The sequence below is a fragment of the Dissulfurirhabdus thermomarina genome, assembly GCF_012979235.1.
In the GTDB taxonomy this organism is placed as follows: Bacteria; Desulfobacterota; Dissulfuribacteria; order Dissulfuribacterales; family Dissulfurirhabdaceae; genus Dissulfurirhabdus; species Dissulfurirhabdus thermomarina.
Window position 1 is genome coordinate 542978 of sequence record NZ_JAATWC010000001.1, and the last position, 23750, is coordinate 566727.

The following is a 23750-nucleotide window of genomic DNA, read 5'->3' on the forward strand; positions in this document are numbered from 1 at the left end:
CGTCAGCCGTCGCCCCCGAGCCAGCTCACGGCCTCCTCGGGGAGGGCCTTCAGGAACATGACGTGGATCCGCGCGTCGTCCTCCTGGCCGCGAAGGGCCCGGACGACCCCGAAGATCTGGAACTCGAGGGGCGGGGACGGTGCGCCTCCCTCCTCGCCGGCGGACGGCGCCAGGTGGAAGTGCACCATGACGAGCCGGTTGAAGAGGTTCATGTCCGGCGCCGACGGGGCGGCCAGGCAGAGGCCGCCGGTGGAGACGTCCACCAGCCGGCCGGGGATGGGGGTGGTCTGGGCCAGGTCGTCCTGGAGGGGACTGGCGGCGCGCTTGGCGGGGTCGTAGAGCACGTCGACGACGCCCGGGCCGGCATCGCCGGCCGCCCCGCCGCCTTCGGGTTCGCCGGGATCTGCCTCCGCCGGGGCCGCCTCGCCGAGGCGGATGTCCCGGAGGATCTCCAGTTCTCCGGCCTCCATCTTGGCCACCAGGACGTCCGGCAGGCGCCAGGCCTTGACCGCTACCTCGCCGGCCGGGCGGTACCGGCGCTGACACCGGGGGTCTTCGACGTGGAGCTGGACGCGGTCCACGAAGACCTTCTCCGCCGAGGTCTGGAGGACGAAGCGGCGCCCGTCGTCCGCCGGGACGACCACGATGACCCGTTCGCCGGGTTTGATCGACGCGGCCAGGGTGTCGCTTTCCACCAGGAGCCGCCGGTCCCCGAGATCCTGGACCGGGACCGGCAACAGGTGGGAGCGGAGCAGCAGCCGGGCCTTCCGCCGGCCCGAGAGGAGTTCTTCCCGCAGGGGGGCCTCGATCCCCTCCAGGCTGGAGACCTGGATGTTGCGGCGGTCGAGGAGTTCCTTGAGGTAGTGGGCGAGTTCGATGGTGAGACGCATGGCCGGCACGGGCGGTGCGTCCGCCCTTGTTCGGTGATAGCAGGGGCGGTGCCGGGATGTCAACCGGGACGCGCGCCCGGGGCCGCTCGACAAACGGGCGCGAAGGTGCTAGAAGTCCGTGCCCGGGGGTAGGGCCGGAAGGGCCCGCCCGCAATACGAGGAGGCGAGCATCATGGTGGACACGACCCAGTACACCCTTTTCAGCGGCGGCCTCAAGGGGGCCGAGGCGGAATTCGGGATCAACGCCGAGCGGTGGGGGCTCCGGGAGGTCACCTTGTCCTTCCGGGGGCACGAGATGGCCAGGGCCAAGGACGTCCGGGTCCTCAGCGAGGAGGAACTCCGCCGGGGCGACATCAGCATGGAGATCGTCTCCAAGCGCATGGGCCGGACCTACGCGGAGGCCGAGAAGATCCGCCGGGTCCTCCAGTCCATCTTCCACATGGTGAACAACGGCTACCAAGTCTTCGCCGTGGGCTGGATCCAGCCAGACGGCACCGTCAAGGGCGGCACCGGCTGGGGCGTGGAGCTGGCCAAGCTCTTCAACCGGCCCCTGAGCGTCTTCGACCAGGACCGGAACCGATGGTTCACCTGGGACGGGCACCAGTGGGTGCCGGACGACCCCGCCATCGTTCACAAGACCTTCGCCGGGACCGGGACGCGGTACCTCACCGAGGAGGGCCGGCGGGCCATCCGGGACCTCTTCGAGCGGTCCTTCGGCCCGCCGCCCCAAGGGTAGCCCTGGGCCGTGCTGCACGGGCACGGCGGGGACGTCCACGGGCTCGCCCGGGAGCTCGGCCGTTCCCCCGGCGAGATCCTTGACTTCAGCGGGAACATCAGCCCGCTGGGCCCCCCGGAGGGGCTCCGGGAGGCCCTCTTCGCCTGCTATCCCGAGGTGCGGTTCCTGCCGGAGGTGGATTCCCGCTCCCTCCGGGAGGCCCTGGCGGCGCGCTACGGGGGGGACCCGGAGGGCTATCTGGTGGGCGCCGGGACCACCGAGTGGATCCATCTCCTGCCGGCGGCGCTTCGGGCCGATCCCGTGGTGGTGCCGCTGCCCACCTACGCCGACTACGCCGACGCCGCCCGCCAGGCGGGCCGGCCGCTCCGGATGATCGGCCCCTGGCCCGGCCCCGGGGAGGAGGAGGCCCTGGCCGCGGCCCTCTCGGCGGCGGCGGAAGAGGGGGACCGGCCCCTCTGCTTCGTCTGTAACCCCAACAACCCCACCGGGCGCTTTCTCGACCCCGACGCCCTCCGGGCCCTGGCCGAGGGCCATCCCCGGGCGGCCTGGGTGGTGGACGAGTCCTACGCCCCCTTCGTGGGGCCGGACGCGGCGACCTCGCTCCTGGCCCGGGAACTGCCGGGGAACCTCCTGGTACTGCGGTCCTTTTCGAAGATCTACGGTGTCCCCGGTCTCCGGATCGGGTTCGCCGCCGGGGCGCCGGCCCTCCTCGCGCCGCTCCGGGCCGCCGCCCGGCCCTGGTCCGTGGACCGGCTGGCCCAGGTGGCCGGGGTCTTCCTGCTAGGGGCGACCGGCTACGAGGAGCGGGTGCGCGGCTACTGGCCGCCGGAGCGGGACCGCCTCCTCGCCGCGATCGCCGAGGCGGCGCCCTTTCTCCGGCCCCGGCCGGGGGCCGCCCACTTCACCCTGTGCGAGGTGAGGCCCCCCTGGACCGCCCGGGAGCTGACCGGCGCGCTCCGCCGCCGGGGCATCCTCGTCAGGGACTGCGGGAACTTCGAGGGGCTGCGGGGGGAATGGGTGCGGATCAGCCTCCGCACGCCCCGGGAGAACGCGGCTCTGGTCCGGTGTCTCCGGGAGATCGCGGGGGAACGGAGCGGCTGACGCCGGTCTCAGGCCTTGACGCCGGCGGCCTCCAGGACGCGGTCGGCGAACCCCAAGAGGAAGGTCCGCTGCTGGGGGGTGGCGTAGGCGATGCAGGCGCACCGGAGCTTCTTCCGGCTACGGACGAGCAATTCGAAGGAGACCCGGTCGCGTCCCACCTCCACCGCCAGGCAGTGGGGCCGGCACTCCCGGTGCGCGAACTGTTCCGGGCCGAGGAGGTCTTCCGGGACCTCCAGCCAGTAGAGGCCGCCCACTTCCGCCGGCTCGCAGGCGCGGTCCAGCTCGGCCCGGACCCGCTCGACCTCCTCGGGCCGGAGTTGATCGATGAGGTACTGGCGCATCTCGCCTCCTTGTGCCATGTTGCCCCGGGAAGGACCGGAGAGTCCCATCTTACCCGCCTGGGCGGATTTTGTCCCGGGCTCCGCGGGCATCCGGCGATGGGCGCGCGGCCGTCCCGTCCTGGATGCATGACATGAAGAGTCCACCGGGTGCGAGTGTCCATGGAAAGGGAACCCTACGTCACCGGCGCCCTCTATCCCCTCGACGTCGTGCCGCTGCTGGAACGCCTCCGGGAGGAGCCGGCCTACGTGCTCCTCGAGACGGCCCGGATCGCGGGAGACGACCGCCGCTCCTTCCTCTTCCGCCGGCCGGAGGCCGTGCTGACCGCCTCGGGGCCGGAGGACCTGCCGGCCTTCTTCGCGGCGGTGGAACGGGCCCTGGCCCGCGGCCGGTACCTGGCGGGGTGGTGGGCCTACGAGTGGGGCTACGCCCTGGAGCCCAAGCTCCACGGGCTCCTCGATCGGCGGCGTCCGGCCGGGCCCCTGGCCTGGCTCGGGGTCTTCCCCGAGCCGGAGGTCTTCGTCCATGCCCCGGACGGGCCGGCCTTTCCCGGGCCGGTCCCCGACCTCCGCGGCCGGATCGGCCCCCTGGCGCTCAACGTGGATCCGGCGGCCTACGCCGAGGCCATCGGGGAGGTCCAGGAGCGGATCGCCGCGGGCGAGACCTATCAGGTGAACTACACCCTCAAGGGGCGCTTCTCCTACCGGGGCGACCCGGAGGCGCTCTACCTCGCCCTCCGGGCCCAACAGGCGGTCTCCTACGCGGCCGTGGTCCGGGACGGGGACCGCTGGATCCTCTCTCTCTCGCCGGAGCTCTTCCTCCGGCGCCGGGGGGCGCGGGTCACCACCCGTCCCATGAAGGGGACGGCGGGCCGGGGGCGGACCACGGCGGAGGATCGGGAGATCGCCCGTCGGCTGGCGGCCGACGGGAAGAACCGGGCCGAGAACGTGATGATCGTCGATCTCCTCCGCAACGACATCGGCCGCCTCTGCCCGCCCGGGGGGGTGGCGGTCCCCGAGCTCTTCACGGTGGAGCGCTACGAGACCCTCTTCCAGATGACCTCCCGGATCGACGGCCGGCTCCGGCCGGGGGTCTCGTGGGAGGCACTCCTGCGGGCGGCCTTTCCCTGCGGCTCGGTGACGGGGGCGCCGAAGCTCCGCACCATGGAGATCATCGCCGACCTGGAGCGGGAGCCGCGGGGGGTCTACACCGGTGCCGTGGGCTACCTCGGGCCCGGGGGGGAGGGGACCCTCAACGTGGCCATCCGGACCGTGGTGCTGGAGGGCGGAATGGGCGAGATCGGCATCGGCAGCGGGGTCACCGCCGGGTCCGACACCGGGGCGGAGTACGAGGAGTGCCGGGTGAAGGCGGCCTTCGTGACCCGCCGCCGGCCGGCCTTCGCCCTGGTGGAGACCCTGCGCTGGGATCCCCCCGGCGGGGGGGTGAAGACGCCGGCCGGCGGCTACTCGGACCTCGAGGCGCACCTGGCCCGCCTGGCCGACTCGGCGCATTACTTCGGGTTCCGGTGGCGGCCGTCGGCGGTCCGCCGGGCCTTGGCCGAGGCCGCCGGGGCCCTCGACCCGGGGGCGGGCCCGCACCGGGTCCGGCTGCGCTACACCTTCGAGGGGCGGGCCGAGGTCACCTCGGCCCCGCTGGGTGCCGGCCTCCGGGAACCCCTGGCCGTGGGGCTTTCCCCGGAACCGGTCCGGAGCGACGACCCCTTCCTCTTCCACAAGACCACCCACCGGCCGCTCTACGAGCGGGAGGCGGCCCGGGCCCGGGCCGCCGGCCTCGACGAGTGTCTCTTCGTGAACGAGCGGGGGGAGGTCACCGAGGGGACCTTCACCAACCTCTTCCTCCCCCTGGAGGACGGACGCCTGGCCACCCCCCCGGCGGGCGCCGGCCTCCTCGGGGGCGTGCTCCGGCAGGGTCTCCTCGCGGCCGGCCGGGCCGTGGAGCAGGCGCTCACCCCGGCGGACCTGGAGCGGGCCCCGGCCTTCTACGTGGGCAACTCGGTCCGGGGACTCCTCCGGGCGAGGTGGCAGGGCCCCTTCTGAGCCCGGGACCGTTGCAGCGGCTGGTCAGAACGAGAGGGTCTCGCCGGGTGCCAGCGCCGTCATCCGGACGTTGGGGGCGATCTCCCGGAGCGCCGCGTCGAAGGCCGCCACGGTCCCGGTGAGGACCGGGAAGGTCCCGAAGTGCATGGGAATCGCGGTCCTCGGCCGGATGAGGCGGCAGGCGTGGGCCGCCTCCTTGGGGCCCATGACGTAGTGGCTCCCGATGGGGATCATGGCCACCTCGGGGCGGTAGAGTTCCCCGATGAGGGCCATGTCGCCGAAGAGCGCCGTGTCGCCGGCGTGGTAGAGGGCGGTGCCGCCCTCCAGGCGGATGACGAAGCCCGCCGCCGCCCCGCCGCAGATGATCCGGTCGTCTTCCTGGATGGAGGAGCTGTGGAGGGCGGGCACCATGGTGAGGGTGACGCCCTTGGTGGTGTAGGTGCCGCCGATGTTCATGCCCGTGACGTTGGGGAGACCCTTCCCCAGCAGGTACTGCTGCACCTCGTGGATGGCCACCACCTCGGTGTCGGAGGAGCGGCACAGGGCCGCGCAGTCGCCCAGGTGGTCGCCGTGGGCGTGGGTGATGAGCACCAGGTCGGGCGGCTCGGGCGGCGGGGCGTCGGGGGCCGAGGGGTTGCCGAGCCAGGGGTCGATCCAGATGGACAGGTCCGCGTCCGACGTCACGCGGAAGGCGGAGTGGCCGAAGAAGGTGATCTCTCTCGCCATGGTTCGAAGTCCTCCAGGGGGTCCAGGTTGAGCCGATCGAGGTCGCCGGGCCCGATGTCGAGCCCCGCGAAGAGCCTCGCCTCGAGGCCCCGGGTCTCCGCGTGGAGCCGGCGGAGCCGCTCCCGCTTCTCCGGGGTGACCCCGTAGCGGGCCACGAGGTCCGCGAAGCGTTCGTCGAGGTCCACCACCCGGTGGTGCATCACCCGCTTGTCCGCGTAGAAGACCACCTGGGCCTCGTTGGGCGGGGCGGCCAGCACCTCCGGCCGGAGGCGGACGTGCTGGCCGACGACGTCCGCCGCCTCCGCCCAGCCCCGGGCCTCGAGCACCGCCGCCGCCGTCCGGGCGTGATCCTCCCCGGTCTCCAGGGACCGCATCTTGGTGAGGTCGTGCAGGAGGCAGCCAGCGGCCACCAGGGTGGGGTCGATCCGGCGGCCGGCGGCGGCGAGCCTCCCGGCCAGCAACTCGCCCGCCTGGGCCACGCGGAGGCTGTGCGCCACGATGTGGGGCGGGACCCGGTGGGCCCGGAGGAGCCCCAGGCACTCGGCGCGGGTGGGGATGCTCATGCCGGCACTATGCCAAAGGCCGCCTCCCCTGGCAACCGGCCCGGAGATGTCCGGGGAAGAGGAATCGGAAGAAAAACGGAGATCGCGGCAGGTCGCGGGGGTGACCCGTCTGTTGAAATCTTGTGGAAAAGTCTTTAATTAGTTGAAATAAAAGAAAAAAAATGCAGCAGGATTTTGGCCCTTTTCCCCGTTGCTTAGCGACCGGGGTCGGGATTTTTACGACAGCAGGGTCTCCTACCGGCTGTTGAATCCGGCGGACGCGGTCCGGCCAAATCCCGTCGCCATCCGCTTTGACACCTCCAAGGGGGGCCGGTAAAAAGGCACCTGTTCAATGTCTCAATCCTCGACCCTCGACGAGCGGGACAGGCTTGATGACCTCGTAAAAAAGGCCTCTGAGTGGATGGCTCCGCAAAAAAATCGCCAAATGCACGGCGCGAAGATGTCGAGATGATGAAGCGGCCTTCTGATACGCTGCGGTGACGAGTCGCACCGAGGCACCGCCGCAGTCGGCGATTTTTTGCGACGCCATCAGGCTCCTTCTTGTCCACGCGACGGAGGTGCCCCTCGGTCGGATTTCGGCCGACCGGTGGCCGTTTCGGCCGCCCCGGGCCCTCCGTGATTCGACCCTTGCAGGGGAATGGTCCCGGGCCGTTTCGGGCCCGCGGCCGGTTCGTCGGAAGCGCTCCTCCGGACCGGGGAGGGCGGTGCAGCGTTCCAACGAGGAGAGCGGGATGGAAGAGAAGGTCTGGGAATCGCTCAAGGAGGTCTGGCGGCAACGGGTATCGCCCAGCAGCTACGAGGTCTGGATCGCCCCCCTCACCTTTGCCGGGGCCGAGGGCGACACCCTCCTCGTCCAGTGCCCCAACCAGTTCTTCGCCTCCTGGATCCGCGAGCACTACCTGCCGCTCCTGAAGGACCACCTGGCGCAGGGCGGCCGACGATGGAACCTCCGCCTCTGCCCGGTGGAGGAGGAGCGGGAGGCGGCCCGCGGCCAGTTGCACCTGCCCCGGTTCTCCCCCACCGAGATCGCCCGCCCGGCCTTCTGTCAGCGGTTCACCTTCGAGGAGTTCGTGGTGGGGGCTTGCAACCGTTATGCCCACGCGGCCTGCTGGGCGGCGGCCAACGAGGAGCCCAACCACAGCCGGATCCTCTACGTCCACGCCCCGGCCGGCCTCGGCAAGAGCCATCTCATCCAGGCCCTCGGGCAGCGCTACCTCGAGCGCCGTCCCAAGGCCCGGGTCTGCTACCTCACCGCCAACGACTTCACCGCCCAGGTGGTGCGCGCCATCAAGAACGACGGTCTCGACGACTTCAAGCGGCGGTACCGGGAGTCCTGCGACGTCCTCATGCTGGAGGAGGCCCACTGCTTCGCCGGCCGGGAGCGGACCCAGAGCGAACTGGCCCTGGCCCTGGACATCCTCCTCGACGACGGCAAGACCGTGGTCTTCACCGGGAGCCAGCTGCCGCGGGAGATCCCCAAGGTGAACGACCAGCTGCGCTCCCGCCTGGCCGGGGGGCTCATCACCTCCATCAATCCCCCCGACACCCCCACGCGGCGGAAGATCATCCTCCGCAAGGCCGCCTCCCAGGGGGTGGACCTCGACCCGGGGGTGGTGGACTACCTGGCCCGTCACCTCCAGGGCGACATCCGCCAGATCGAGGGCGCCGTGGCCGGTCTCGTGGCGAAGTCCTCCCTGCTGCGCGAGCCCGTGAACATGGACCTGGCCAGGGACGTGGTGCGGGAGCTGGTCGGGGAGGCGCGGGAGATCACCCTGGAGGCCATCGGGGAGGTGATCTGCCGTTACTACCAGGTCAGCTGCGAGGACCTGCGGTCCCGCTCCCGGCGGCGGGCCGTCTCGTGGCCGCGCCAGGTGGCCATGTACCTGGCCCGCCGGTTCACCGAGGATTCCCTCGAGGCCATCGGCCGCCACTTCAACAGGGATCACGCCACGGTGCTCCACTCCGTAAAGCGCATCACCGCCCAGATCCAGGAGAAGGGCAAGCTCCGCCGCCAGGTGGAGTTCCTCACCGAGCAGCTCCAGTCGCGGCGCTGGAAGGCGTGAAGGCCCAGGCGGGACCGGGAAGCGGGCCGGGGCGGCGGCACATCGGACGCGCCCTCGTCCGCCGCCTCGGCGAGATCGTGGGGCCGGAGAACGTCAGCATCGACCCGGCGGATCTCGCCTGCTACGGCGCCGACGCCGGTTTCGTCACCGGCCGGCCCGACGGGGTGGTGCTCCCCGCCACCACGGAGGAGACCGCCGCGGTGCTGTCGCTGGCCGCCGATGCGGGGCTCCCGGTGGTGCCCCGGGGCGCCGGGACGGGCACCGCGGGCGGTGCCGTCCCCACCCGGGGCGGGCTGGTGGTGGCCCTCACCCGGATGCACCGCATCCACGAGATCGACCGGCGGGACCTCGTCGGGGTGGTGGACCCCGGGGTGGTCACCGGCGACTTCCAGGCCGCGGCGGAGCGCGAGGGTCTCTTCTACCCCCCCGACCCCGCCAGCCTCGCCGTCTGCACCCTGGGCGGCAACGCCGCCACCGGGGCCGGGGGTGCCCGGGCGGTGAAGTACGGGGTCACCCGCGACTACGTCCTCGGCTGCGAGGTGGCGCTCCCGGACGGCCGCGTGGTCCAGCTCGGCGGCCGGACCGCCAAGGGCGTGGTGGGTCTCGACCTCACCCGGCTGCTCGTGGGGTCCGAGGGGACGCTCGGGATCCTCACCCGCCTGGTGCTCCGGCTGGTCCCGATGCCCCCCGCGGTGGCGACCCTGGCGGGCGTCTTCCGGGCCCCGGCCGATGCCGCGGCCGCCGTGGGGGCGGTCTTCTCCGCGGGCCTGGTCCCGCGGTGCGCCGAGTTCCTGGACCGGATGAGCCTCGCCTGCATCGGCGGCGACCTCCCCTTCCCGGTTCCCGGAGATGCCGGGGCCCTGGTGCTCCTCGAGGTGGACGGGCCGCCGGCCCGGGTCCGGGAGGAGGCGGCGGAGGCGGCCGGGAGGTTCGAGGCGGCGGGGGCCCTCCGGGTCTTCCCGGCGGCGGAGCCCGGCGCGGCCGAGGCCCTCTGGGCGGCCCGCCGCGGGCTGTCTCCGGCCCTCAAGCGTCTCGGCAGGCCCCACAAGGTCAGCGAGGACGTCTGCGTCCCGCGGGGCCGGCTCGCCGACCTCGTGGCGGCGGTGGAGGAGATCGGCGGGCGGCACCGGGTGACGGTGCTCGTCTTCGGCCACGCCGGCGACGGCAACCTCCACGTGAACTTCCTCTTCGACCGGGAGGACCCGGGCGAGGCCGGCCGGGTGGAGGCCGCCGTGGCCGATCTCATGCGGCGGACCCTGGCCCTCGGCGGCACGATCTCCGGGGAACACGGCGTCGGGGCCGCCAAGCGGCCCTTCATCCGGTGGGAGACCGGGCCCGACGTCCTGGACCTCATGCGCCGGGTGAAGTCGGTCTTCGACCCGCGGGGTCTCATGAACCCGGGGAAGGTCTTCCCCGACGATGCAGACGTCGGTTAAGATGGACCCTCGAGGCGTGGGGCAGCGGCCCGGCGCCCGGAGGAGTTCGACATGAAGGTCAACGCCATCGTCGCCGCGGCCGGGGTGAGCCGCCGCATGGGCGCCGAGATGCCCAAGCAGTTCCTCGAGGTGGGGGGGCGGCCACTGCTGGCCTGGACCCTCGAGGCCTTGGCCAGCTGTCCCCTGGTGGAGGCCATGGTGGTGGTGGCGCCGCCGGGCGAGGAGGCCTCGGCCCAGGCCATCGTGGGCGGCTCCTCGGTGGCCCTCCCCGTGTGGGTGGTGGCGGGCGGCACCCGCCGGCAGGATTCGGTCCGGGCGGGGCTTTCGGCGGTGGGGCCGGAATGGGAGTGGGTGGCGGTGCACGACGCCGCCCGGCCCTTCGTGGCGGCCGCGGATATCGAGGCCACCTGTCTCCTCGCCCGGGAGGTGGGGGCCGCGGTGCTCGGGACGGCGGTCCACGACACGGTCAAGGAGGTGGACGAGGACGGCTTCGTGGTCCGGACCCTGGACCGATCCCGGCTGCTCCTGGCCCAGACCCCCCAGGTCTGCCGGCGGGCGGACCTCGAGCGGGCCCTGGCCCGGGCGGAGGCCCAGGGCCTCGAGGCCACCGACGAGGCCGCCCTCCTCGAGGCGGTGGGACAGCCCGTGGGGGTGGTCCTGGGGAGCCGCCGCAACTTCAAGATCACCACGCCGGACGACCTGGCGGTGGCCGAGGCCATGTTCGCCTGCCGGGCGGGCTAGGGACGGCGGCCCGTGGCGCGGGGACTCCCCTTCCGGATCGGTTTCGGCTACGACGTCCACCGGCTGGTGCCGGGACGGCCGCTGGTGCTCGGCGGGGTGCGGATCCCGCACCCCACGGGGCTGCTCGGCCACTCCGACGCGGACGTCCTGGTCCACGCCCTCGCCGACGCGCTCCTCGGCGCCGCCGGGCTCGGGGACATCGGGCGGCACTTCCCCGATTCCGACCCCCGCTACAAGGACATGGCCGGCTTCGACCTCCTGGTGCAGGTGGTGGAGATGGTCAACGGGCGGGGGTGGGTCCTGGGCAACGCCGACCTCACCCTGGTGGCCGAGGCGCCCAAGGTGGCCCCCTTCATCGGGGCCATGACCGAGGAGTTGGCGGTGGCCTGCCGCTCCACGCCGGAGCGCATCAACGTCAAGGCCACCACCACCGAGGGCCTCGGCCCGGCGGGCAGGGGGGAGGGGATGGCGGCCTACGCGGTGGCGCTCATCGTCCCGGCGGGGTGACGCCGTCCGGGTCGTCGGGTGCCCCCCGGCCGCAGGCCGCCCCGCAGGCCGCGCACCCGCCCTGGAAGAGCTTCTTCTTCACCCAGCGCATCCCGTGGCGCAGCAGGGCCTCTTCATCGCGGGCGATCTCTTCCAGGACCTCCGGGGGCTCCAGGTAGCGGTCGAGGCTCGGCCCTTCCAGGTACGAGGCCCGGAAGCCGTCCACGTCGTAGCAGCCGAGGTAGAAGATCTCGATCTGGTCGGCGTCCATGGCCCCGACGCCGACCTCGGTCTTGGCCTGGAGGAGCTCCCCGAAGGCGTCGTTCATGGCGTTGTAGGGTCCGAGGCCCTCGTTCTCCTTCCACTCCCGGACACTCCAGCGGCGGTCCTCCCGGAAGCCCAGGCAGTCCGGCTCCCGGACCACGAAGTAGAATTCCTCCACGCCCTCCATCTCCTTGCTCCGCCGGGCCATCCGTGCCAGGGGGTAGGTCCGGCAGGCCGACGGGCGATCCTCGTACACGGTGCAGCCGGAGCCGGGGTCGAGGAAGGGGCACCGGAGGTCGGCCCCTTCCATCTTGAGGGTCACCACGGGCAGACCGGAGCCCTGGCCCACGTGCACCGAGGTGTAACGGCGGAGGAACTCCCCGGAGGAAAGGCCGAGCCGGCGCTTGAGGCGCAGGATGTCGTAGGGCATGAGGACCAGGCTGAGGTCGTGGCAGCAGCGGGTGAAGCACTCGCAGCCGGGGTGGCAGGCGAAGACGAAGGTGTCGTCGTCGGTGAGGCGGCGGGAGTCGTCGATGTAGGCCTCGGGCTCGGGGCTCATGGAGGTCCTCCTCTGGAACCGGGGTCTGGTCCTCAGCATGCTGGACCTATAAGAATACCACCGGCCCGGGGCGTCGGCAAAAGGGCGGGCGGCTTGACCGGCCGGAACGCTTCCCCGTATAGTGCAAAACCGGCTTGATCCTGGATCCGTGGCGGCCTTTGACGGGCATCGGGCCGGGTCGCCCGGGACTTGAGATCCTGGGGGGTATGCGCCTTCCGGCGCATGCACCGCCGCCCTTCGGGGCGCCCGATAACGGGCCATCTGCGGCGTTGGCAATTTGCCGATATCGTTGACGCCGGGCATCCGGCTCGCCCTTGGATGCCCACAAATCCAGTTTGATTTCAAATGGTTATCGGAGGCCATGGCCAGGAAGACATCCTCAGAGGGCAGCCGCATCCAAGAGGCCGAGGCGGCCCTGGCGGAGGCCGCGGCAGGTCGGCCGGCCCCGGCCTACCTCTTCCTGGGCGAGCGGCCCCTGTGCCGGCCCTGGATCGACCGCCTCCTCGACCTCCTGGTGCCGGCGGCCGCCCGGGACTTCAACCTGGAGGTCTGCGACGGCGAGGGCCTGGCGGAGGGCACCCTGGTGGAACGGCTCGAGACCCGGCCCTTCTTCCCGGGCCGGAAGGTGGTTTGGGTCCGGGATGCGCCCTTCTTCCACTCGGCCGCCACGTTCCCCGCGCGGTGGCGCCAGGTGCGGGCCCTGGCGGCGAAGGGCGCCACGGAGGCGGCCATCCGCCGGGCCGCGCGTCTTGTGGCGGAGGCGAAGCTCTCCCCGGCCGAGGCGGCCCGGCTCCCCGCGGACCGGCTCGGGGAGGCCCTGGGGCTTGAGGGCGAGGCGGATCTCGCCGCCTGGTGCCGGGGCTTCCTGGAGCAGCGGGGAGAGGAGTTCCCGGAGACCGCCCCGGGGGCCGGGGCCGCCGACGGGCTCCTCCTCGACTGGCTCGCCCGCAGGGCCGATCCCGGCGCCGTGGTCCTCGTCCTGGAGGCCGAGGCCGTGGATCGGCGGGGGCGGTCCTTCCGGCGCTTCAAGACCCACGGCCGGGTGCTGGATCTCTCCCCGGAGGCCGACCGGGGGGGACGGGCGGAGGCGGCCGCCGCGGAGTTCGCCCGGCGCGTCCTCACCGAGGCCGGAAAGCGCATCGAGGCCGAGGCCCTCCGGGACCTCCTCGCCAAGGTGGGCCCGGAGGACCGGGTGGCACTCCGGACCGAGCTCGAAAAGCTCTGCGCCGCCGCCGGCGGCCGCGGGACGGTCACCGCCGGGGACGTGGCCGCCGCCGTGGTGCGGCACCGGGAGGAGGCCGTCTACGAGCTCACCGACGCGGTGGGGGCCGGTGACCCGGGACGCGTCTGCGTCACCCTGCACCGGCTCCTCGCCCAGGGGGTGCACCCGCTGGCGGTGCTCCGGGCCGTGGCCAACTTCGTCCGGCGGATGGCCGTGGTACGGGCCGCCCTGGAGCGCACCGGGTCCCTCCGGCGCCTTTCGGGGCTCACCTACGCCCGCTTCCAGGCGGAGGTCCTGCCCGGTCTCCGGGAGGCCTGGGGGGAGCCGCTCCCCGGGCCGGTCCGGGGGCTCCACCCGTACGCCCTCTACAAGGTGGCCCTCCGGGCCCCGGCCTTCCCGCTGGCCCGGCTGTTGGGGGCGCTGGCGGGGATGGCCGAGGTGGACTTCGCCCTGAAGGGGGGCGGGCGGGGGGCCCCGGAGGTGGTGCTCGAGGCGCTCTTGCTGCGCCTTTGCCAAGGGAGGACGGCCGCATGAGCGGGGACCCGGCGACGGGAGAGTGGCGGCGCCTGGCCCGCTTCCTCTTCGAGGGGGCCATGCTGAAGCGGACCTGGCGGACGGGGTACGCCTTCCTCGGCCAGGGGCGCGAGTCCGTGGCCGCCCACTCCTTCGGCATGGCGCTCATCGGCTGGATGCTCGCCCGGCGCCACGGCGGGGCCGACGCGGCGCGGGTGATCCAGCTCTGCCTCGTCCACGACCTCCCGGAGGCCCGGACCGGGGACGCCAACGCCGTCCACAAGCGTTACGTGACCCTGGACGAGGCGGCCGCGGTGGCCGACATGACCCGGGATCTGCCCGGCGGCGGGGAGATCGCGGATCTGCTGGCGGAATGGCGGGCCGGGGAGACCGTGGAGGCCGCCCTGGCCCGGGACGCGGACCAGCTCGACATGCTCTTGTCCCTCAAGGTCCACCTCGATACCGGGAGCCCCGATGCGGGCCGCTGGATCCCCCACGTGCGGGCCCGGCTCCGCACCGAGACGGGGCGGGCGCTGGCCCGGGCCATCCTCGAGGAGAACTGGGCCAGCTGGTGGATGGAAGAACTCCTGGCAGGGGGCGCCGGCGGCGCATCGCCCCCGCCCGGGGACGAATCGGGAGGTTCCGGATGAAGACGAAGCGATGGATGGGGCTCTTGGCCGCCGCGGTCCTCGCGGGGGCCTGGCCCGCCTTGGGCCTGGCCGGGGCGGGTGACGTGACGCTGGCCTACACGGGAAACACCCTCGGGAAGCTGGACGCCTGCGCTACCTGAAAGGGCCGGAAAATCGGGGGAATGCCCCGCCGGGTCCGGTGGATCCGGGACATGAAGGCCCGCCAGCCCGGCCTCCTGCTGCTGGAGGCCGGGGACTTCCTCTTCGCCGACGAGCGGCCGGCGGACGAGGCCGCCCGGCGGCGCGCCGAGGCCCTGCTGGACCTCTACGCCGCCGCGGGCTACCGGGCCGCCGCCGTGGGGGCCCGGGATCTCTCCGCCGGGCCCGGGTTTTGCCTCGACGGGGCCCGGCGGCGCGGCCTCCGGTTGCTCTCGGCCAACCTCCGGGTCAAGGGGGCCGCCCCGGTGCCGGCCTGGACCCTCCTCGAGGCGGGCGGGGTCCGGGTGGGGGTGATCGGGGTCACCGGCACCTTCTACGGCGGGATCCGGCGCCGCGGCGACGTGGAGATCCTGGACCCCCGGCAGGTGCTCGCCCCCGTGGTGGCCGAGGTGCGCCGGAAGGCGGACCTCGTGGTGCTGCTCTCCAACCTCGGCGACACCGCCGACCGGGCCATCGTCCGGGCCGTTCCCGGGATCGACCTGGTCATCGGCAGTGGGGCCGGCTCCCCCCGGGGCGGGCTCCCGGCCGAGGGGCGGACGGTGCTGCTCCGGACCCACCCCAGGGGGAAGTCCATCGGGGTCGCCCGGGTGCGCGTCCAGGGCGGATCCGTGCCGCCGGCGATCCAGAACCGCCTCGTGATGCTGACAGGCAACCTCCCCGAGGACCCGGAGGCCCGTGAACGGGTCCGGGCGGCCCTCCACGGCCGCTAGCCCGGGGGCCGGCGGGGCCGCCCCGGCCGGGGCCTGCACCCGGTGCGGGGCGTGTCTCGCGGTGTGCCCGGTCTACCGGGTGCGCCGGCACGAGGCCGCCGCCCCCCGGGGAAAGACCGTGGCCCTCGGTGCGCGGCCCCCGGTCGCCGGGCCGGGCCTGGAGCGGATGCTCTCGGCCTGCCTCCAGTGCGGGGCCTGTGCGGCCCGGTGCCCGGCCGGGATCTCGCCGGCCGATCTCGTGCAGCAGGCCAGGGCCGAGGGGCGGGGCGGCCGGGGGGGGCGGGCGGCCGCCCGGCTCTTCGGCGCCGCCTTTTCGGGGGGGCGGGGCGGCCGGTTCGCGCGTCTTTTCGCCGGGGGCCTCCGGTTCCTCCGGCGCCTGCCCCTTCCGGGGGGCGGGGGCTGGGGGTTCCCCGCGCCTGCCGCGCTCCCGGCCACGGGGCGGCCCGAGCTGCGCCCGCTGTGCCCGGGCGCCGGGCCCGTCCGGGCGGCCCTCTTCGTGGGGTGCCTCCAGGAGCACTTCTTCCCCGAGGTGGCCGTGGCGGTGGCCCGCTGGTTCGGGGAAGGAGACCTGGCGGTGCCCGCCGGGCAGGGCTGCTGCGGGCTGCCCGCCTGGGCCGCGGGGGACGTCGCCGGGGCCCGGGACCAGGCCCGCCGGTTCGTCCGGGTCTTCGCCCCCCTCCACGCGACGTGGGTGGTGACGGGATGCGCCTCGTGCGCCGCCTTTCTCTCCCGGCGGCTCCCGGGGTTGTTCCCGCCCGGGGATCCGGACGGCGAGGCCGCCGCGGCCCTGGCCGCCCGGGTCCGGGAGTTCGCCCGGCTCGTCCTGGAGCTCGGCCTGCGGCCGGCCGGCGCTCCCGGTACCCCGCCCCCGGCGGCGGTCACCTGGCATACCCCCTGCCACCAGCGCCACGGCCTCGGGGATCCATCCGTCCTGCCCGAGTTCCTGGAAGCCCTCGGCGGCATGGACCTCCGGCCCGCGGGGGAAGGGTGCTGCGGGCAGGGCGGGGCCTTCGCCTTCCGGGAGCCCGGGACGGCGGAGGCGCTCCTTGCGGCGCGGCGTTCGGACTTCCGGGCCGCCGGGGCGGAGGTGGTGGTCACCAACTGCTCCGGGTGCCTCCTGCGGCTCCGGGCCGGGCCCGCGGGTCCAGGGGACGGGGGGGTCCGGGTCCTGCACCCCGCCGAGCTGGCCCAGGGGCGGGGGGGCTGATCGCGCCGCCCCTTTCCAAGTCGGTCCGATTGCAGTAAAAACAGTGAATCCCGGCTCACCCAGGGCCGGTGCCAAAGGACGGACCTGCTACATGGATATCCGACTGGAATTACTGCCGGAAGGCGAGCGCCGCCATCCCCCGGCCCCCGAGGCCCTCGGTTTCGGCGACCACTTCTCGAACCACATGTTCCTCATGGACTTCCGGGCGGACCGGGGCTGGATCAACCCCCGGATCGTGCCCTACGCGCCGTTCCGGCTCGACCCGGCGGCGATGGCCTTCCATTACGGCCAGGCCATCTTCGAGGGGCTCAAGGCCTACCGGGGCACCGACGGCCGGGTCCGGCTCTTCCGCGCCCGGGCCAACGCCGAGCGGTTCAACCGCTCGGCCCGCCGCCTGTGCATGCCCGAGCTGGACGAGGAGATCTTCCTCGAGGGGATCCGGCACCTGGTCCGGGTGGACGCGGACTGGGTGCCGAAGCAGCGGGGCAATTCCCTCTACATCCGCCCCCTCATGATCGCCACGGAGCCCCACCTCGGCGTGCGCCCCGCCGAGGAATACCTCTACGCCGTGATCCTGAGCCCCGTGGGGGCCTACTATGCCGAGGGGTTCGACCCGGTCCGGATCTACGTCACCGACAAGTACGTGCGCGCCGCCCCCGGGGGGGTCGGCGAGGCGAAGACCGCCGGCAACTACGCCGCCAGCCTCATGGCCTCGGAGGAGGCCAAGCGGCTCGGTTTCACCCAGGTGCTCTGGCTGGACGCCGTGGAACGGCGATACGTCGAGGAAGTGGGCACCATGAACATCTTCTTCCTCCTCGGCGACGAGCTGGTGACCCCGCCCCTCGGGGGCACCATCCTCCCGGGCATCACCCGCGACTCGGTGCTCCGGCTCACCCGCGACTGGGGGCTCCGCGTCTCCGAGCGGCGCATCGCCGTGGACGAGGTCTTCGAGGGGATCCGAAGCGGCGTCCTCAGGGAGTGCTTCGGCTCGGGGACCGCCGCGGTCATCTCCCCCGTGGGGTCCCTCTACTACAAGGGGGTCGACCACCGGATCAACGGCGGCCGCACGGGGGAGCTCGCGCGGCGGCTCTTCGACGAGATCACCGGGCTCCAGTACGGGGACCGGGACGATCCCTACGGCTGGATCGAGATCCTTTGACCCGCCGGGGCGGCCGCCTCAGGCGGCCTGGTCCCGGGCCGCCGCCTCGCGGTACCCCGCCTCCAGCTCGTCCATGAGCTCCTGAACGGAGACCAGGCGGTCCACCCGCCAGACGTTGGCCCCGCAGAAGACGAAGCCCGCGTCGAGGTAGCCCTTCTGGGCGTTGATAAGGGCCATGGAGATACAGTAGGGGGCCTTGTGGTAGTCGCAGGCCTTGAGACAGTGGTAGGTACAGGTGTAGGGGCGTTTCTTCCCTTCCCGGGAGCGCTCGATGAAGCGGCCCTTAAGCGCCCGGCCGGGGAGCCCGACGGGGCTCTGGATGATGGTGACGTCGTCCTTGGTGGCGGCCAGATAGGCCTGCTTGAAGCGGTCCGAGGCGTCGCACTCGTGGGTGGCCACGAACCGGGTGCCCATCTGCACGCCCGCGGCCCCCATCTTGATGAACCGGTAGATGTCCGCGCCGGTGTAGACGCCGCCCGCGGCGATGACCGGGATGGGGGTGCCGCGGCGGGTCCGGAACGGGCGGAGGGCCTCGATGACCTCGGGCACGAGGTTCTCCAGGGCGTAGCGCGGGTCGTCGATCTGCTCCGGCTTGAATCCCAGGTGGCCGCCGGCCAGGGGACCCTCCACCACCACGGCGTCGGGGGCGCGGTCGTAGTGCTCGACCCACCGGCGGGCCACGATGCCCGCCGCCCGGCCGGACGAGACGATGGGGACCAGCGCGGGATCCGTCCCCTCGGGGACGAGCCCCGGCAGGCGGAGCGGGAGACCCGCCCCGCTGATGATGATGTCCGCGCCGGCCTCGGCCGCCGCCTTCACGATGATGTCGTAGTTGTTGAGGGCCACCATGACGTTGACCCCGATGGGGCCGCCCCCGGATCGGTCCTTGGCGGTCTGGACCTGCTGCCGCAGGGCGCGGAGGGTGGCCTCGAGGGGGTTCAGGTGGAAGTCGGCCTCGATGATGCCGATCTGGACCGCGGCGATCACCCCGAGCCCGCCGGCCGCGGCCACGGCGGAGGCCAGGCCGGCCATGGAGATGCCGACGCCCATGCCGCCCTGGATGATGGGCAGCCGGAGGGTTATGTCCCCTATGGTCAGGGTCGGCGGAGTGAGAGACGTCGTGGACGGCATGGTGCCTTTTAGCCCAACGGCCGCGGCGCGTCAACCGGCGGTGCCCGGCCGTTTGCAGACATAATGGCGTCTTCGGCCGTCCTTGACAAGCCCCTGGGGCCATGATAACGATACCTGCCTGCGTTCGAGTGGGCCCGCGCCCGGGCCGTTAACTCAGCCGGTAGAGTATCTGCCTTTTAAGCAGAGAGTCGCTGGTTCGAATCCAGCACGGCCCACCAAGAAGTCCCCGTCGTCTAGCCAGGTCCAGGACACCGGCCTTTCACGCCGGCAACACCGGTTCAAATCCGGTCGGGGACGCCATCCGTTCCGCCCCGGCCCCCGGGGGCTTGCCGTCGGGCCCCTGCCGTGCCATCCTGGTGGCAACCCGCATCCGCCAGGAGGCCTTCCCATGACATCCGGTCCCGTGAAACTCTACGCCCTGAGCACCTGCGGTCACTGCAGGGCCGCCAAGCGGCTCCTCGACGCGCTCGCCGTGGCCTACGACGTCACCGACGTGGACCTCCTCGAGGGGGAGGAACGGGCCTCGGCGGTGGCGGAGGTCCGCCGGCTCAATCCCCGCTGTTCCTTCCCCACCCTGGTGGTGGGCGAGGAGGTGGTGGTGGGCTACCGTGAAGACGAGATCCGCCGGGTCCTGGGGGTGGCGCCATGATGATGGACCCCCGCGACCTCCGCGAACGCCTCCGCCGTCTCCAGGAGCCCCAGGGCTACTTCTTCAACCGGGACGAGGCCCGGACCCTGGAGCTGCTCGAGGGCCTCCTGGTGAACGTCGACCGCTACGGGTACATGTCATGTCCCTGCCGGCTGGCCTCCGGCGACCGGGACCGGGACGCCGACATCATCTGCCCCTGCGCCTACCGGGAGGCCGACGTCCGGGAATACGGGAGCTGTTACTGCGGGCTCTACGTCTCGCGGGAGTGGAACGAGGAACGGGTCCCCCGGGTCTACGTTCCGGAGCGGCGCCCGCCCGAGCGCTTTTCGGCCTGAGGCCGGCGCGGGAGGATGAGCCGTACCGCCCGGTCCAGGAAGAGGTAGTCCTGGGTCCAGTCGAGGAGCACCGCCAGCCGGTTCCGGAAGCCCACGAGGTAGAGGATGTGCACGAAGAGCCAGAGGAGCCAGGCCGGCAGGCCGGCGATGGCCCATCGGCCGATCCGGACCACCGCCGCCCCCCGCCCCACCACGGCCATGGCGCCCTTGTCCCGGTAGCGGAAGGGGACCGGCGTCTCTCCCCGGGCCAGCCGGAGGATGTTCGCCGCGGCGGCCCGTCCCTGTTGTACCGCCGCCGGTGCCACGAGCGGGAGCGGCCGCCCGTCCGGCCCCTTCCAACCGCAGAGGTCCCCCGCCACGAAGACCTCCAGCCGTCCCGGCACCTGGAGCGTCGGGAGGACCTCCACCCGCCCGTCCGGCGTGACCGGGAGGCCGAGGGCCCCGGCCAGGGGATGCCCCCGGACGCCGGCGCTCCAGACCACCGTCTCGGTGGCGAGCCGGGGGGCGCCGGCAAGCTCGATGCCGTCGGGGTCCACCCGGGTGACCGCGGCGCCGAGGCGGACCTCGACCCCGATGCGCCGCAGGCGCCGGGCCGCGTACCGGCCCAGTTTTTCCGGGTAGCCGGGCAGGAGCCCGTCCGTGGCTTCGAGGAGCACCACCCGCGCCGCTCCGGGGTCGAGGTCGGGGAAGTCCTTGGCCAGGGGCCCCCGCACGAGCTCCGCCAGGGCCCCGGCATATTCCACCCCCGTGGGCCCGCCCCCGATGATCACGAAGGTGAGCAGCCGCGTTCGGGTCTTTGCCTCCGGGGTCACCGCGGCCCGCTCGAAGCAGGTGAGGATGTGGTTGCGGAGTTCGATTCCCTGCTCGAGCTCCTTGAGCTGGAAGCAATGCGCGTCGGCGCCGGGGATCCCGTGGAACCGGGGGACGCTCCCCGGGGCCAGGAGCAGGTGGTCGTAGGCCAGGGCCGGGCCGTCGGTGAAGAGAACCCGCCGGTCGAGGTCCGCCCCCCGGACCTCCGCCATCACGAACCGGATCCCGCGCCGGCGGCGGAAGATGCCCCGGGCCGGGTAGGCGATGTGTTCGGGCTCCACCTCCGCGGCGGCCACCTGGTAGAGCAACGGGAGGAAGGTGTGGTAGTTGTTGCGGTCCACCAGGGTCGCGTCGGCTCCGGCCGCGGCCAGGGTGCGAGCGGCCCAGAGCCCAGCGAAGCCCGCCCCCACGATGACCACCCGGCTCACGGCGTTCCTCCCAGGGCGTTCTTCACCGCGGCGAGGAGGGCCTCCAGGGTGAAGGGCTTCTGGAGGAAGGGGACGGCCGCCTCGCGGATGTGGCGCCACTGGGCCTTCTGGTCGGTGTAGCCGCTGGTGAGGAGCACCTTCATGCCGGGCGCCCGGGCCGCGAGGTCCCGGACGAGGTCCAGCCCCGTGGCGTCGGGGAGGACCACGTCGCTCAGGAGGAGGTCGAACCCGCCGCCGGCCGACTCGAAACACTCCCGGGCCTCCGCCCCGGAGGCCGCGGCGGTCACCTCGTAGCCGTTTCCGGCGAGGGCCATGGCGGCGAAGTCCCGCACCGACGCCTCGTCTTCCACCAGGAGGATGCGTTCCCCCCGCCCCCTGAGCCCGCCGAGGTCGGCCCGGGGCCGGTCCTCCGGGCCGGCGGCCGTCGCGGCGGCCGGGAAGTAGACGGTGAAGGCGGTCCCGCGCCCGGGTTCGCTCCGGACGTCGATCCAGCCGCCGTGTTCCTGGACGATCCCGTAGACCACCGAGAGACCGAGCCCGGTGCCCCGTCCCGCCTCCTTGGTGGTGAAGAAGGGCTCGAAGACGTGGGAGAGGGTCTCGGCGTCCATGCCGAGGCCGGTGTCCGCCACCGTGAGGGCCACGAAGCGCCCCCGGCGCCCGGGGGCGGCCTCGGGTGGGTCCTCGACCCGGACGTTGCGGGTCCGGAGGGTGAGGACCCCGCCCTCCGGCATGGCGTCGCGGGCGTTGACCGCGAGGTTCATGATCACCTGGTCGACGTTGGCGGCGTCGCCCCGGACGGGCCAGGGGGCGGGCTCGAGGTCGGTCTCCACGGTGATGTCCTCCCCGATGAGCCGGGTGAGCATCTTCAGGAGGTCCCGGATGGTGGCGTTGAGGTCGATGGAGGTGAACTCCATGGGCTGGCGCCGGCTGAAGAGGAGGAGCTGGCGCACGAGGTTGCCCGCCCGGACCGCCGCCCGGTGGATGTAGCGGAGGTCCGCGTGGACGGGGTCCTCCTCCGGGATCTTGAGCAGCGCCAGGTCCGTGTAGCCCTGGATGGCCGTCAGGAGGTTGTTGAAGTCGTGGGCCACCCCCCCGGCCAGGGTGCCGATGGCCTCCATCTTCTGGGCGTGGAGGAGCTGGGCCTGCATCCGTTCCCGCTCCTGCCAGGCGCGTTTTCGCTCGGAGATGTCCGAGAAGGTGAGCACCGCGCCGGTGACCTCGCCGTCCTCGAGGATGGGGGTGGCCCGGTATTCCACCGGCAGCGGCGAGCCGTCCAGCCGGCGGAGCCCGGCGTCCTCCGCCCGGTGCGGGCGGCCCTGCGCCAGGGTCACCCGCACCGGGTTTCCGGGCCCTCCAGCCTCCCCGGCCAGCCAGAACTCGTCGACGTCGCGCCCCGTCAGCGCCGCGGGATCGCCCGCCCCCAGGAGGGCGGCGGCGGCGGTGTTGGCGAAGGTGACCGATCCACCGGCGTCCACGCCGATGATGCCTTCCCCGGCGGAGTTCAGGATGAGCTCGTGGCGGCGGAGCAGCCGGGCCAGGGCCGCCTCCGCCGCCTTCCGGTGGGTGACGTCCCGGAAGATCCCGCGGGTGGAGACGGGGCGGCCCTCCACGTACTTCGAGTTGCAGCTCCCCTCGAGATGCACCGCCCGCCCGTCCTTGGCCCGGAAGATGGTCTCCACGTGGGGCATCGCCTTGCCTTCCAGGGCCTCCTGGATGTGGCGGAGACAGGCCTCCCGGCAGGCCGGGTCGATGATGTCCTGGAGCTTCAGGGTCTCGAGGTCCTCGTCGGTGTAGCCCAGGACCTCCTTCCAACTGCGGTTGACGAAGAGGAAGGTGCCGTCCGGGGCCACGCTCTGGATGAGGTCGCTGGCGTTCTCGAAGAGGTCCCGGAAGAGTTCCTCGCGTTCCTTGAGGGCCTCGGCGGTCTCCCGGCGCTCGGTGACGTCCTCCAGGGTGCCCTCCAGGTGATCGAGGGCGTCCCCTTCTTCCGCCCGGACGGGCGCGGCGTGGAGCTCGGCCCACAGGATGCGCCCGTCGAGGGCGCGGAGCCGGGTCTCGAGGGCGGTCTCGGCCTCGCCATCGAGGAGGGCCTTGATCCAGAGCGGGTAGACCTCGGGGTCCAGGAAGAGGTCCGGGAGCCGGCGGCCCACCAGGGTGCCGGGCGCCGGGGCGCCGAGGATGCGGACCAGGGCCCGGTTGACGTCGGTGAAACGGCCGTCTGCGTCGCATCGGAAGAGGCCCACGGGGAGGTTCTGGAAGAGGGCCTGGTAGCGCCGCTCGGCCCTCCGACGGGCCTGCTTGGCCGCGGCCTTGTCGAGGGCGGACCGGGCGGCGGCCGCCAGGCGCACGAAGTGTTTCGGGGACTTCAGGATGTAGTCGTCGAGCCCCGCCTTCATGGCGGCCACGGCCACCTCCTCGTTGCCCGTCCCTGTGAACATGAGGACCGGGACGTCGGGCAGGCGGCGCCGGACCGACCGGAGGACGTCCAGCCCCGTGGTCCAGTGGAGCTGGTAGTCCGTGATGACGAGGTCGAGGTCGCCGGCGGCGATCCCGGCGTCGAGGGCGCCGGGATCCGAGGCCTGGCGGACCTCGACGCCCGGGAATTCCTTCCGGAGTTCCCGGGTGACCAGCTCCCGGTCGTCCGGGTCGTCGTCCACCAGGAGGATGCGGGGTGCCGGCTCCGCGGGGGCGGCGCGGGCGGTGGGATCCTTCGTCTTTTTCGTCATCTCGGTGGATCCGGGTCCGTTTCCAGGCCCTTTCAGCCGTGGTCCCTCGTC

23 protein-coding genes and 2 tRNA genes are annotated in these 23750 nt (G+C 72.9%); 17 read left to right on the forward strand and 8 right to left on the reverse strand.

Annotation, left to right across the window (positions count from 1 at the left end; genetic code table 11):
• Window positions 1-2: 2 nt before the first annotated feature.
• A complete protein-coding gene (locus HCU62_RS02635) occupies window positions 3-890 on the reverse strand; it encodes a hypothetical protein (protein WP_169755399.1) in 888 nt (295 codons plus the stop codon).
• Between the two features lie 172 nt (window positions 891-1062).
• Between HCU62_RS02635 and HCU62_RS02640 the strand changes: the two genes are divergently transcribed.
• Both HCU62_RS02640 and HCU62_RS02645 read left to right on the forward strand, forming a co-directional pair.
• A complete protein-coding gene (locus HCU62_RS02640) occupies window positions 1063-1626 on the forward strand; it encodes a hypothetical protein (protein WP_169755400.1) in 564 nt (187 codons plus the stop codon).
• A 9-nt stretch (window positions 1627-1635) separates the two neighbouring features.
• Window positions 1636-2727, forward strand: a complete 1092-nt coding sequence (locus HCU62_RS02645; protein WP_163299444.1) for a pyridoxal phosphate-dependent aminotransferase — start codon at window positions 1636-1638, stop codon at window positions 2725-2727.
• An 8-nt stretch (window positions 2728-2735) separates the two neighbouring features.
• On the opposite strand, the gene HCU62_RS02650 is transcribed toward HCU62_RS02645, so the two are convergent.
• Window positions 2736-3068, reverse strand: coding sequence for a hypothetical protein (locus tag HCU62_RS02650; protein ID WP_163299443.1), 333 nt, complete (start codon window positions 3066-3068; stop codon window positions 2736-2738).
• A 159-nt stretch (window positions 3069-3227) separates the two neighbouring features.
• Here HCU62_RS02650 and pabB point away from each other — a divergent pair, with 159 nt between their 5' ends.
• Entirely contained in the window at window positions 3228-5123 is a 1896-nt protein-coding gene (gene pabB, locus HCU62_RS02655) for an aminodeoxychorismate synthase component I (RefSeq protein WP_163299441.1), read from the forward strand.
• 24 nt (window positions 5124-5147) lie between these two features.
• On the opposite strand, the gene HCU62_RS02660 is transcribed toward pabB, so the two are convergent.
• Both HCU62_RS02660 and HCU62_RS02665 read right to left on the reverse strand, forming a co-directional pair.
• Complete coding sequence (locus HCU62_RS02660; RefSeq protein ID WP_169755401.1) at window positions 5148-5849, reverse strand: metal-dependent hydrolase; 702 nt, start codon at window positions 5847-5849, stop codon at window positions 5148-5150.
• A complete protein-coding gene (locus tag HCU62_RS02665; RefSeq protein WP_163299293.1) occupies window positions 5804-6412 on the reverse strand; it encodes an HD domain-containing protein in 609 nt (202 codons plus the stop codon). Before HCU62_RS02665 ends, HCU62_RS02660 begins: the two co-directional genes overlap by 46 nt.
• 731 nt (window positions 6413-7143) lie before the next feature.
• On the opposite strand from HCU62_RS02665, the gene dnaA reads away from it, so the two are divergent.
• The 4 genes from dnaA to ispF are packed head-to-tail and all read left to right on the forward strand — an operon-like array spanning window position 7144 to window position 11159.
• Window positions 7144-8475 (forward strand): chromosomal replication initiator protein DnaA, encoded by a 1332-nt coding sequence (gene dnaA, locus HCU62_RS02670; RefSeq protein WP_163299294.1) that lies wholly within the window; start codon window positions 7144-7146, stop codon window positions 8473-8475.
• Complete coding sequence (locus tag HCU62_RS02675; protein WP_309474832.1) at window positions 8472-9911, forward strand: FAD-binding oxidoreductase; 1440 nt, start codon at window positions 8472-8474, stop codon at window positions 9909-9911. The genes dnaA and HCU62_RS02675 overlap by 4 nt, the downstream gene beginning before the upstream one ends.
• Window positions 9912-9962: 51 nt before the next feature.
• Window positions 9963-10652 carry a 2-C-methyl-D-erythritol 4-phosphate cytidylyltransferase gene (gene ispD, locus HCU62_RS02680; RefSeq protein ID WP_163299295.1) on the forward strand — a complete coding sequence of 230 codons (690 nt, stop codon included), beginning with the start codon at window positions 9963-9965 and terminating at the stop codon, window positions 10650-10652.
• Between the two features lie 12 nt (window positions 10653-10664).
• Complete coding sequence (ispF, locus tag HCU62_RS02685) at window positions 10665-11159, forward strand: 2-C-methyl-D-erythritol 2,4-cyclodiphosphate synthase (protein WP_163299296.1); 495 nt, start codon at window positions 10665-10667, stop codon at window positions 11157-11159.
• On the opposite strand, the gene HCU62_RS02690 is transcribed toward ispF, so the two are convergent.
• A complete protein-coding gene (locus tag HCU62_RS02690) occupies window positions 11140-11961 on the reverse strand; it encodes a YkgJ family cysteine cluster protein (RefSeq protein WP_163299297.1) in 822 nt (273 codons plus the stop codon). The genes ispF and HCU62_RS02690 overlap by 20 nt on opposite strands.
• A gap of 361 nt (window positions 11962-12322) precedes the next feature.
• Between HCU62_RS02690 and holA the strand changes: the two genes are divergently transcribed.
• From holA to HCU62_RS02720, 6 genes are all read left to right on the forward strand, one after another.
• Window positions 12323-13717 carry a DNA polymerase III subunit delta gene (holA, locus tag HCU62_RS02695; RefSeq protein ID WP_169755402.1) on the forward strand — a complete coding sequence of 465 codons (1395 nt, stop codon included), beginning with the start codon at window positions 12323-12325 and terminating at the stop codon, window positions 13715-13717.
• Entirely contained in the window at window positions 13714-14346 is a 633-nt protein-coding gene (locus HCU62_RS02700; protein WP_163300004.1) for an HD domain-containing protein, read from the forward strand. Before holA ends, HCU62_RS02700 begins: the two co-directional genes overlap by 4 nt.
• A complete protein-coding gene (locus tag HCU62_RS02705) occupies window positions 14343-14486 on the forward strand; it encodes a hypothetical protein (protein WP_169755403.1) in 144 nt (47 codons plus the stop codon). Before HCU62_RS02700 ends, HCU62_RS02705 begins: the two co-directional genes overlap by 4 nt.
• Before the next feature lie 21 nt (window positions 14487-14507).
• On the forward strand, window positions 14508-15254 hold the full coding sequence (locus HCU62_RS02710) for a bifunctional UDP-sugar hydrolase/5'-nucleotidase (RefSeq protein WP_169755404.1): 747 nt from the start codon (window positions 14508-14510) through the stop codon (window positions 15252-15254).
• Window positions 15220-16461: a heterodisulfide reductase-related iron-sulfur binding cluster gene (locus HCU62_RS12795; protein WP_169755405.1), complete on the forward strand. Its 1242-nt coding sequence runs from the start codon at window positions 15220-15222 to the stop codon at window positions 16459-16461. Before HCU62_RS02710 ends, HCU62_RS12795 begins: the two co-directional genes overlap by 35 nt.
• A 91-nt stretch (window positions 16462-16552) precedes the next feature.
• Window positions 16553-17620, forward strand: a complete 1068-nt coding sequence (locus HCU62_RS02720; protein WP_163298266.1) for a branched-chain amino acid aminotransferase — start codon at window positions 16553-16555, stop codon at window positions 17618-17620.
• 18 nt (window positions 17621-17638) lie between these two features.
• On the opposite strand, the gene HCU62_RS02725 is transcribed toward HCU62_RS02720, so the two are convergent.
• Window positions 17639-18751, reverse strand: coding sequence for an NAD(P)H-dependent flavin oxidoreductase (locus HCU62_RS02725; RefSeq protein ID WP_163298265.1), 1113 nt, complete (start codon window positions 18749-18751; stop codon window positions 17639-17641).
• A gap of 142 nt (window positions 18752-18893) precedes the next feature.
• Here HCU62_RS02725 and HCU62_RS02730 point away from each other — a divergent pair.
• The 4 genes from HCU62_RS02730 to HCU62_RS02745 all read left to right on the forward strand — a co-directional run bounded on the left by HCU62_RS02730 (window position 18894) and on the right by HCU62_RS02745 (window position 19735).
• Window positions 18894-18969: transfer RNA gene (locus tag HCU62_RS02730), tRNA-Lys, on the forward strand.
• A gap of 4 nt (window positions 18970-18973) precedes the next feature.
• Window positions 18974-19051, forward strand: a tRNA-Glu gene (locus HCU62_RS02735).
• Window positions 19052-19139: 88 nt separating this feature from the next.
• Entirely contained in the window at window positions 19140-19400 is a 261-nt protein-coding gene (locus HCU62_RS02740) for a glutaredoxin family protein (protein ID WP_163298264.1), read from the forward strand.
• Window positions 19401-19402: 2 nt separating this feature from the next.
• The gene (locus HCU62_RS02745) at window positions 19403-19735 is read left to right on the forward strand and encodes a ferredoxin-thioredoxin reductase catalytic domain-containing protein (protein ID WP_163298268.1); all 333 of its coding nucleotides are present in this window, start codon (window positions 19403-19405) and stop codon (window positions 19733-19735) included.
• Here the strand turns inward: HCU62_RS02745 and HCU62_RS02750 are convergent.
• Together HCU62_RS02750 and HCU62_RS12475 are read right to left on the reverse strand one after the other, a co-directional pair.
• Complete coding sequence (locus tag HCU62_RS02750; RefSeq protein ID WP_163298263.1) at window positions 19693-20973, reverse strand: NAD(P)/FAD-dependent oxidoreductase; 1281 nt, start codon at window positions 20971-20973, stop codon at window positions 19693-19695. The two genes, HCU62_RS02745 and HCU62_RS02750, sit on opposite strands and share 43 nt — an antisense overlap.
• Window positions 20970-23699 carry a PAS domain S-box protein gene (locus HCU62_RS12475; RefSeq protein WP_163298262.1) on the reverse strand — a complete coding sequence of 910 codons (2730 nt, stop codon included), beginning with the start codon at window positions 23697-23699 and terminating at the stop codon, window positions 20970-20972. Before HCU62_RS12475 ends, HCU62_RS02750 begins: the two co-directional genes overlap by 4 nt.
• Window positions 23700-23750 lie beyond the last annotated feature (51 nt).